Annotated in this window: 8 protein-coding genes and 1 tRNA gene; 1 reads left to right on the top strand and 8 read right to left on the bottom strand. The window is 39.6% G+C overall.

What is annotated here, in order from left to right; translation table 11 throughout:
- Positions 1-424 precede the first annotated feature (424 nt).
- From AACU98_RS16765 to rpsU, 4 genes are all read right to left on the bottom strand, one after another.
- Positions 425-501, bottom strand: a tRNA-Ile gene (locus AACU98_RS16765).
- Between the two features lie 382 nt (positions 502-883).
- Positions 884-2,740: an RNA polymerase sigma factor RpoD gene (rpoD, locus tag AACU98_RS16770; RefSeq protein ID WP_004245586.1), complete on the bottom strand. Its 1,857-nt coding sequence runs from the start codon at positions 2,738-2,740 to the stop codon at positions 884-886.
- Positions 2,741-2,930: 190 nt separating this feature from the next.
- Entirely contained in the window at positions 2,931-4,679 is a 1,749-nt protein-coding gene (gene dnaG, locus AACU98_RS16775) for a DNA primase (protein WP_004249459.1), read from the bottom strand.
- A 113-nt stretch (positions 4,680-4,792) separates the two neighbouring features.
- Complete coding sequence (rpsU, locus tag AACU98_RS16780) at positions 4,793-5,008, bottom strand: 30S ribosomal protein S21 (protein ID WP_001144069.1); 216 nt, start codon at positions 5,006-5,008, stop codon at positions 4,793-4,795.
- 342 nt (positions 5,009-5,350) lie between these two features.
- On the opposite strand from rpsU, the gene tsaD reads away from it, so the two are divergent.
- A complete protein-coding gene (gene tsaD / locus AACU98_RS16785) occupies positions 5,351-6,373 on the top strand; it encodes a tRNA (adenosine(37)-N6)-threonylcarbamoyltransferase complex transferase subunit TsaD (protein WP_049203145.1) in 1,023 nt (340 codons plus the stop codon).
- Between the two features lie 69 nt (positions 6,374-6,442).
- Here the strand turns inward: tsaD and AACU98_RS16790 are convergent, their stop codons facing one another.
- The 4 genes from AACU98_RS16790 to AACU98_RS16805 form a co-directional block, all read right to left on the bottom strand.
- Entirely contained in the window at positions 6,443-7,849 is a 1,407-nt protein-coding gene (locus tag AACU98_RS16790; protein WP_161735244.1) for a 3-deoxy-7-phosphoheptulonate synthase class II, read from the bottom strand.
- Positions 7,850-7,908: 59 nt separating this feature from the next.
- Positions 7,909-8,307, bottom strand: a complete 399-nt coding sequence (locus AACU98_RS16795) for a cupin domain-containing protein (protein WP_004245582.1) — start codon at positions 8,305-8,307, stop codon at positions 7,909-7,911.
- Positions 8,308-8,377: 70 nt separating this feature from the next.
- Positions 8,378-8,902 carry a prephenate dehydratase domain-containing protein gene (locus AACU98_RS16800; protein ID WP_049219643.1) on the bottom strand — a complete coding sequence of 175 codons (525 nt, stop codon included), beginning with the start codon at positions 8,900-8,902 and terminating at the stop codon, positions 8,378-8,380.
- 19 nt (positions 8,903-8,921) lie between these two features.
- Complete coding sequence (locus AACU98_RS16805) at positions 8,922-9,620, bottom strand: RraA family protein (RefSeq protein WP_004249461.1); 699 nt, start codon at positions 9,618-9,620, stop codon at positions 8,922-8,924.
- Between the last annotated feature and the right edge of the window lie 101 nt (positions 9,621-9,721).

Below are 9,721 nucleotides of genomic sequence, written 5' to 3' on the forward strand. Positions count from 1 at the left end.
AAAACAAAAATCTGGTTTTTATATTGGGACGATTTACCTACATCTCCATCAAATTTCGTCAGTAGTAAGGAGGGGGATACTGAAAGTCCTGAGTAATAAACCACAGGGGATCTGTATATGCTGAGCACAGTTTGTCACAAATACACCAAACTACATGGTCGGTTTTGTGATTCGCTTCCGCGTGCTGGCGAACTGTCCGTTAAGCTGGTGGCTATATAGATTTTTGAAACTGAAATGAATTACAAATATATTGGGGAAAATTAGCATGACATACTTTGAGAAAATAAAAGTCGTCGTAACATGTCATGAAAAAAATTAGAGCAGTAAAAAAATCTCAGGGGACAAAAAGGGGGCAATAACCCTTAGATACAAAAAAGCCACTTTTCTCAAAGTGGCTTAATATGCTGATTTAACAGCTAAAATTTGGTGGCCCCTACTGGACTTGAACCAGTGACCAATCGATTATGAGTCGACTGCTCTAACCAACTGAGCTAAGGGGCCTTAATGGTGTGAGATTATACGTGCCATTTGAGGCGAGGTCTAGCCTTTGTGTGACTGTATGCGCAATTTGTGTTCAATATAGAGCAGAAAAAATAAATTAAATAATAATCTTTTATTTCAATGAGATAGTTTAAAAAGAAAGACTTGATGAGTAAAAAATCGACAAGGGTAAAAATAAAAGGGTGATTTTTTGTAAATAGAGGTAGAAAAAATCAGCAGATTTTTAGCGAAAACGATAGCGGTTACTTAAGATAGACCAAAAGAGAATAGGGATGATAAAAGAAAATTATCAGCGCTGGAAACAGATATGGTTTAGACCGGATAATAAAAAACGCCTGTGAGGCACAGGCGTTTGTATTACTACCAAAATCAAAGAGATTGATTATTCATCAAGGAAGCTACGTAGCACTTCAGAACGGCTTGGGTGGCGTAATTTACGCAACGCTTTTGCTTCAATCTGACGGATACGTTCACGGGTAACATCAAATTGTTTACCCACTTCTTCCAATGTATGGTCGGTATTCATATCGATACCAAAGCGCATACGCAGGACTTTAGCTTCACGCAGTGTTAAACCACCTAATACTTCGTGTGTCGCTGAACGTAAGCTTTCTGATGTTGCTGAATCCAGAGGTAATTCGAGGGTAGTATCCTCGATAAAATCACCTAAATGTGAATCTTCATCGTCACCAATTGGGGTTTCCATGGAGATAGGCTCTTTAGCGATTTTTAGTACCTTACGGATTTTATCTTCAGGCATTAACATACGTTCTGCAAGCTCTTCTGGTGAAGGCTCACGTCCCATCTCTTGCAACATTTGGCGTGAGATACGGTTTAGCTTATTAATCGTTTCAATCATATGTACCGGAATACGAATGGTACGTGCCTGATCGGCGATTGAACGAGTAATAGCCTGACGGATCCACCATGTTGCATAAGTTGAGAACTTATAACCACGACGATATTCAAATTTATCAACCGCTTTCATTAGACCAATATTCCCTTCCTGGATCAGGTCAAGGAACTGTAAGCCACGGTTGGTATATTTTTTCGCGATAGAGATAACTAAACGTAAGTTCGCTTCGACCATCTCTTTTTTCGCACGGCGTGCTTTTGCTTCACCGATAGACATACGACGGTTAATATCTTTAACCTGTTCGATTGTCAGTCCTGTTTCAACTTCAATTTGTTGTAACTTTTGTAAGCTACGTTGTACTTCTTCTTCAATACCTGCCAGTTTTTCAGACCAAGGTTTATTCATCGCACGAGCGGCAGTAAACCATGTGTCATTAGTTTCATTTCCTGTAAACAGAGTAATGAAGTTTTTCTTAGGCATTTTGACCTGATCAACACAAAGACGCATGATGTGACGCTCTTGAGCACGGACTCTGTCCATCATTTCACGCATGTTGTTAACCAGATAATCAAACTGTTTTGGCACTAAGCGGAACTGTTTGAAAATTTCTGATAACTGTAAAATTTCCAGTTCGGTATCTTTATGATTACGACCTTTGGCCTTAATAGATTGACGCGTTTTTTCGTACTGTTCACGAAGCTCGGTGAATTTTTGGCGAGCAAGTTCAGGATCGATGCTGTTATCATCATCGCTATCGCTGTCTGTGTCGCTATCTTCATCTTCGTCTTCATCTTCGTCATCGGCGCTGTTGTCGATTTCATCGTCGTCTTTGCCTAAATTGACATCATCACTTTCTGCCACTTCTTCGGCATTAGGGTCAATAAAGGCAGTAATTAAATCAGAAAGACGCGCTTCACCGGCTTCAACACGATCATATTGTTCAAGAAGATAAGTGATTGCTTCAGGATATTCAGCAACTGAGCATTGAACTTGGTTAATACCATCTTCAATGCGTTTTGCGATATCAATTTCACCTTCCCGGGTGAGCAGTTCAACGGTTCCCATTTCGCGCATATACATACGCACAGGATCGGTTGTACGGCCAATTTCAGATTCTACACTAGAAAGTACCTGAGCAGCGGCTTCGACAGCATCATCATCAGTGTCATTTGAATTTTCTGCCAACATCAGATCATCGGCATCAGGTGCTTCTTCCATGACCTGAATGCCCATGTCGTTAATCATCTGGATGATGTCTTCGATTTGATCTGAATCGACGATATCTTCCGGCAGATGGTCATTGACCTCAGCATAGGTCAGGTAGCCTTGCTCCTTACCTTTCGTAACAAGTAGCTTCAGCTGTGACTGCGGGTTTTGCTCCATAAGACGGTATCCACACTTCAAAGTAATTTGGGTTGGTGTCGGTCGGCGATAAACGGTTTAGCCAACAATAACTACGGAGGGGCATTTTCATTGTCGATTGCTACGATCCCCTCAGCGTAGCAAATGTAGGTTATTTTTTATACCTACCGATAGCGGCAATTAAGCCGTGTTTTTAATCTTAATTTAGGTTTTACTTTTTAACGCGAGCCTGTATTATCAATTGGACTTCTTCGCGTTCATTTTGTGTTAGACCTTCAGTTCTCTCTTTGGCAATGAGGGCGTTTAAACGTTCATCCATTGCGGTTAAAAAGAGATGATCTAACGTATCTGTAAATGTTTTTTCAGCTATCTCATCTATATCTATATCGTTCCACATCGCCAGTTTTTCAAGTTGTTTACCGAATTTATTCTCTCGATAGAGTTCGATAATCTGACCTGTATTCAAGCCTGGCTGCGCTTGGCAAAGAGAAACTAATTCAATAAAAAGCGATAAACCCGCTATTTTTTCTGTATTTAGCCCCTCAAGCGGTGGCACTAATTGGCAAAACTCGGGATTTTGTATCAACAAGGCAATTAAAATACGCATTGGTGTAGTACGTAGTTTTGTCGGTTGATACGATGTTTCGTGATGTAGCGAGTTTCTACCAAATAAACGATCCATCTGCTCAATATCGGGATTTCCCGTTAAATTTCCAAGCTCTCTTAATAAATATAGACGTAAAGTCTCACTTGGGATCTGATCAATTAATGGGCGCGCTAAACTATAGAGTTTGCCATTGCCTTCTTGGGTGCTCAAATCCACTTGTGGAACCAGCGAATCAAATAAAAACTCAGATAAAGAGTGTGCTTGTTCCATTCGTTTTTCAAATGCCTCTTTCCCTTCGCGGCGAACCAGTGAATCAGGATCATCGCCTTCAGGTAAAAACATAAAACGTAAAGAACGGCCATCGTTTAAAAAAGGCAGTGCAGTTTCTAATGCTCGCCATGCGGCATCTCGTCCTGCTCTATCACCATCATAGCAGCAAATAACGTTATCCGTAGTTCTAAACAGCAACTGGATATGCTCTGCGGTTGTTGATGTACCCAACGAGGCGACAGCATAATCAATACCAAACTGCGCTAATGCCACAACATCCATATAACCTTCAACCACTAATAACTTAGCTGGGTTAGGGTGCGTCTGTTGTGCTTCATAAAGCCCGTAAAGTTGGCGGCCTTTATGGAAAATCTCTGTTTCTGGGGAGTTTAAGTATTTGGGTAAATCATCACCTAATACACGTCCACCAAATGCAATAACACGACCTCGTCTGTCTCTAATCGGAAACATAACGCGCTGACGAAAACGGTCATAAGTGCGACCTTTATCGTTTGTTATTACCATTCCTGCTTCAAGTAACAGGGCTTGATTATCGGGATTTTGCCCAAAACGTTTTAGGATATTGTCCCAACCCGTAGGTACAAAGCCGATAGAAAAGCGGGTAATAACCTCTTCACTTAGCCCGCGATGCGCAAGATAATTTCTTGCTTCCTGAGCGTCAGGGGTATTGAGGGTGCTTTTGTAATACTGATTCAATTTCTCCATCACTTGATAGAGATTTTGTCTTATATGTCGCTCAATCGGGCTACTGCCAGTTCCTGATTCATAAGGAACTTCTAACCCATGCATTGCTGCTAACTCTTCAATGGTTTCGACAAAATCAAGTCTGTCGTAGTTCATCAAAAAATCAATAGCATTGCCATGCGCACCGCAACCAAAACAGTGATAAAACTGTTTGTCGCTATTTACTGTAAAAGAGGGCGTTTTTTCATTATGAAACGGACAACACGCTGAATGATTTTTGCCTTGTTTTTTAAGCGGCACACGAGCGTCGATAAGATCGATGATATCGGTTCGTGCTAATAAATCATTGATAAATGAACGTGGAATTCGTCCAGCCATAAGCCCTTTTACGCCTGTTGTTGAACGAGAATAAGCCGCGCTCTCATAAGAAAGCACGGCCTTTTAACTGCGACTACAGTGTCTGCATAAATTGCGGTATCAGCCGCAAAATATTAGTACAGACGAGTACGACGTGCGTTTTCGCGAGCTAATTTTTTAGCGTGACGTTTTACTGCTGATGCTTTAGCGCGTTTACGCTCAGTCGTTGGTTTTTCATAAAATTCACGACGACGAACTTCTGCTAATACGCCTGCTTTTTCGCAAGAGCGTTTGAAACGACGAAGAGCAACGTCAAATGGCTCGTTTTCACGTACTTTGATTACCGGCATGTGCCTCTCACCTCAATAGAAATCGGTTTGTGCTGGCATGATTTTAGCCAGCCGACATTTAAAATGGTGCGGAATTTTACTTCAAAGCAGGGCACTTTGTAAAGAGATGCACAAAATTGAAACGCAAACTCTCACTTTTGTGTCTTAATTTATTCAAAACACAACGTGATAGTTGCTAACCACACATTTAAATCATGTAAAATAGGTGGATAATTATAGACCAGAAAAAGAAATTTGTCACATACTGGTATGTAAAAGTTGTGGCGAAGGCGTATTAAATTAGCGAAATAATGCTACAATCGATCCATTACGCCATTGCGCGAGGAAGAATTTGGAAGCGTCATGCGAGTTTTAGGTATTGAAACATCTTGCGATGAAACCGGTATCGCAATTTACGATGATAAAGCCGGTCTGTTAGCGAATCAACTCTATAGCCAAATAAAACTGCACGCCGACTATGGTGGTGTTGTTCCCGAGCTTGCTTCACGAGATCATATCCGCAAAACAGTGCCACTGATCCAAGCCGCCCTTAAAGAAGCAAATTTAACTGCAAAAGATATTGATGCGGTCGCTTATACTGCAGGACCAGGGCTGGTAGGGGCATTGCTGGTGGGGGCGACTATTGGTCGTTCTCTGGCGTTTGCATGGGATGTGCCTGCTATTCCAGTTCACCATATGGAAGGGCATTTATTAGCACCGATGCTTGAAGAGAAAACGCCAGATTTTCCTTTCGTGGCGTTACTTGTCTCGGGGGGGCATACACAATTAATTAGTGTAACAGGGATTGGGGAATATATCCTGTTAGGTGAGTCTATTGATGATGCTGCCGGTGAAGCATTTGATAAAACAGCCAAGCTATTGGGGCTTGATTATCCGGGCGGCCCTGTTTTATCAAAAATGGCACAACAAGGTGTAGAAGGACGTTTTGTTTTTCCTCGCCCTATGACAGACAGACCCGGACTCGACTTTAGTTTCTCTGGTTTAAAAACCTTTGCCGCTAATACCATTCGTCAAAACGATGATTCAGAGCAAACTCGAGCAGATATTGCGCGTGCTTTTGAAGATGCCGTAGTAGATACTCTGGCAATAAAATGTCGTCGAGCATTAGAGCAAACAGGCTTTAAACGCTTAGTGATGGCGGGGGGTGTAAGTGCTAACCGTACTTTACGCGCCAAAATGGCAATGATAATGGAACAACTCGGAGGGGAAGTGTTTTATGCTCGCCCTGAGTTATGTACCGATAATGGTGCCATGATTGCTTTGGCGGGGATGATCCGTTTTAAAGGTGGTACCGAAGGGCCTTTAGGGGTGACAGTGAGACCGCGTTGGCCTTTAGCTGAATTACCTGCTTTAGCGGATGAATGATTAGCCATTGGCGGTGTTGGTAATGATAAGTGCTTGGCTTAAGTACTAAGCACTTATGTTTGGTTACAATTAAAGTGAATTATGCCAATGCCGTCCAATCAAGAAGGCTAACTCTAATGATTGTGTCCGGTTAAGGCGAGGGTCACATAAAGTTTGATAACCATGACTTAGGTCAGTGTGTCGAATTTGTTGTAATCCTCCAGTACATTCAGTGACTTCTTGTCCGGTCATTTCTAAATGTATCCCCCCAGCCTGTATGCCCATCTCATGTAAAATATGAATAAAAGCACGAGTTTCTTCGACAATATCATTGAAATGTCGGGTTTTCATACTGTCATTTGCTGATTGTGTATTGCCGTGCATCGGATCTATTTGCCAAATAACCGCACGTTGATGTTCCTTTACTGTTTTTACTAATTCCGGAAGATATGCATGAATAGCATCTTTACCCGCGCGAATGATTAAGATAATTTTTCCAACTTCATTGCTCGGGTTAAGAGTATCTATTAGCTTAATCAGTTTTTCTCCTGACATTCTGGTGCTGCATTTTATACCGATAGGGTTTTCAATACCTCGTAGGTACTCGATATGGGCATGATCAATATCGGTTGTTCGTTCTCCTACCCAAACCATATGTGCTGAACAGTTATACCATTTGTTATCACTGGAATCTTGACGAGTCATCGATTCCTCATAATGCAGTAACAAAGCTTCATGACTAACATAATAAGAAGAGGTATCGGGCTGTTTATTAATAATATGATGTTGTGAATGATAGAGTTGTTCTAGCAAATGGAAATAATGCTCAGGCTCTGTAGAGCCAGGATGAGCGTTAATATCCAAGGCCCATTGTTGCTTGGTATATTGTGCATAATTCATCGCACGTAACAGATTTAAGGTCGCTGCTGAGTGATGATAGGCAGTTATCATTCTAATCGGATCTGGCTCTCTACTTTTAACTGAAAAATCAAGACCATTAATAATTTCTCCTCGATAGCTGGGTAAAGTTAAGCCATTTTGTGTTTCAAATGCTTGGCTACGAGGTTTAGCGTATTGTCCAGCCATACGACCTAATTTAATCACCGGCAATCCCGTTGATTGTTCAATTAATGCGGACATTTGCGATAAGGTGAATGTTAAATCACGGATAATAGTGGCTTGGCAATCATCAAAAGATTCTGCACAGTCTCCTCCTTGCAGAAGAAAAGCTTCACCATTTGCAACAAGTTTTAATAAATTTTTAAATGCTCTGATTTCGGAAGCTAAAATTAGCGGGGGATAATGCTTAAGCTTTTCTTTGCAATAATTTAAGGCATGTATATCTGGGTATTCAGGGAGTTGCTTGGCGGGTAAAGATTTCCATAATGATGGGTGCCAAGAGATGGAAAATATATTCTGTAATGATAGGGTGTTTTCTATTGGTAAATATTGATGATTTTGTTCTGTTAAAACATCAATATTATAGGTGCTAAACATAGAAAGTGCTCCTGCGATTATAGTAAGAATAGAAAAAGCGAGGTGATCCTCGCTTTTTGTTATCCTTGGGGTTGAGATGTTTCTAAATAGGTTTTAATAACGCCATTTTGCCTTGCAACATAGTCTTCTCTAACGGGGGTATAGACATCAATAACCTCAGAAGGCTCTAAAGCAATTGCATGATGAACGGCCCATGAGGGAATAATAAAAGAGTCGCCAGCATGTAAATAAACAATGCGGTTATTTACCGTCAGTTTCAAAGAGCCTTTTAGTATGGATGTGGCAGTTTCATGTTCATGTTTATGTTCAGGAATAATGGCATTAGTTTTAAATGTCCAAAATGCCATTGTAAAATTAGAGCCATGAATAAATTTAGCTTGAATTTTACTTTCTTCACCTTCGTTTCTATTTAGATCCATATCATAAGAGATCATTTCACTAGATAAATATAAGCTCATAGTTTTTTCCTTTTTATTAACCAAGTGACTAGATAATTAACGTTTTGACTGTTGTGATGTAATTAATTACTTAATTTAATTTTGAATGAATAGAAAATCCCATAGGGACAGGGCCAAAATCATATAAAATATTTAAATGATATTTTTTAGCTGCACTAAGTGTGGTAATACAGCCATCTACTCGCCCTAAACCACATTGAAGTGCTGCTTCACTATTTGAATTAAAAAGAACTCTTTCAATATTATCGAGTTCTGTTATTTTTCTAAATAGATCTTGTGGTGCGGGATGAGAACCTAACTTTTTTATCTCCTTAATATTATTAAATCGGCTAGCAAATAGCATGTTATGGGTATCCATAACAAAACAATCTGTTAATTTGATAAAAGAGAGATTATTAAAAACAATATTGTGTAAAAAAGGATAAACAATACAACCTAATAGAATACTATTTTGGCTTATCTCCATTTCTTTTACTGCGGTTTCTAATGTAGGGTGAAGAATAATATTTCCTTGTTGATTATTTTTATTTAGCCAATAATAAGCGGCTTTCTCACAGTTTGTTCCTGCAGGACCCAATGTATGAATATTTATCATGGTCAGTCACCTTTATTTATTATATACGTCCCGTTATATTGATAAGTTCTGGTAAACGTTGTCCATGTTTGATTTTTTCTAGCATGTTATTTTCAATGCTATCTATCTTAATCGCTTCTTCTAGAACATTATCGACGAGTGAAAAAGGGATAATCACGGTGCCATTAGGGTCGGATATCACTAAATCACCACTACAGATTGTGGCATGCTCAATGGTGCATTGAGTGCCAGTCTCACTGACAAAATAAGCGCCTTGTGTATCTGTAGGAGTAAGATTGGTGGCAATGACTGGAATGGTTAGATTGGTGAGATCTTTCTTGTCTCGTACCGCTCCCCCTAAAATAACTCCTTCAAAGCCTAATTTTTCAAAATAAGTACAACTCATGCCACCTGCAAGTGCTGCTTCTGTTATTAGTTCATGTCCTCCGGCTATATAGAATAATCCTTTTGCATCTGTTATTTCAGGGACTAAAAAAGAACTAACTTGTTCCCACGTAGAAGGTTGTTTATTTAAAATAGATTTTTGTTTTCTAATTAATTTCCATTGCACAGTATAAGCTTGTCCAACAGAATAAAAGTTTTCTAGGTTAATACTTTTTAATTGACTATTTAATACAATGGTTTTTCCTAAACTATCGAGAATATCGACTAATGTAGGAGTACTAAGTTGCATTCTTTTTATTAATGCAATTTTATTGGCAGATATTTTTTGTAGCATGGTGAACTCCAATGTTTCACAGAGTTAAATGATTTTTTTTATGGTTATTAATTAATAGATGTAAGTTGGTTTTTTTTCAAGCTATTTATTTCGTTAAATTT

It is taken from the genome of Proteus sp. G4380, from assembly GCF_963885725.1.
GTDB classification, from domain to species: Bacteria; Pseudomonadota; Gammaproteobacteria; order Enterobacterales; family Enterobacteriaceae; genus Proteus; species Proteus mirabilis.

What these genes read in the sequence shown, in the direction of transcription:
- AACU98_RS16795 (WP_004245582.1), bottom strand. Translation starts at nt 8,307, where the DNA reads ATGAGCTTATATTTATCTAGTGAAATGATCTCTTATGATATGGATCTA.
- AACU98_RS16805 (WP_004249461.1), bottom strand. Translation starts at nt 9,620, where the DNA reads ATGCTACAAAAAATATCTGCCAATAAAATTGCATTAATAAAAAGAATG.
- rpsU (WP_001144069.1), bottom strand. Translation starts at nt 5,008, where the DNA reads ATGCCGGTAATCAAAGTACGTGAAAACGAGCCATTTGACGTTGCTCTT.
- tsaD (WP_049203145.1), top strand. Translation starts at nt 5,351, where the DNA reads ATGCGAGTTTTAGGTATTGAAACATCTTGCGATGAAACCGGTATCGCA.
- dnaG (WP_004249459.1), bottom strand. Translation starts at nt 4,679, where the DNA reads ATGGCTGGACGAATTCCACGTTCATTTATCAATGATTTATTAGCACGA.
- AACU98_RS16800 (WP_049219643.1), bottom strand. Translation starts at nt 8,902, where the DNA reads ATGATAAATATTCATACATTGGGTCCTGCAGGAACAAACTGTGAGAAA.
- rpoD (WP_004245586.1), bottom strand. Translation starts at nt 2,740, where the DNA reads ATGGAGCAAAACCCGCAGTCACAGCTGAAGCTACTTGTTACGAAAGGT.
- AACU98_RS16790 (WP_161735244.1), bottom strand. Translation starts at nt 7,849, where the DNA reads ATGTTTAGCACCTATAATATTGATGTTTTAACAGAACAAAATCATCAA.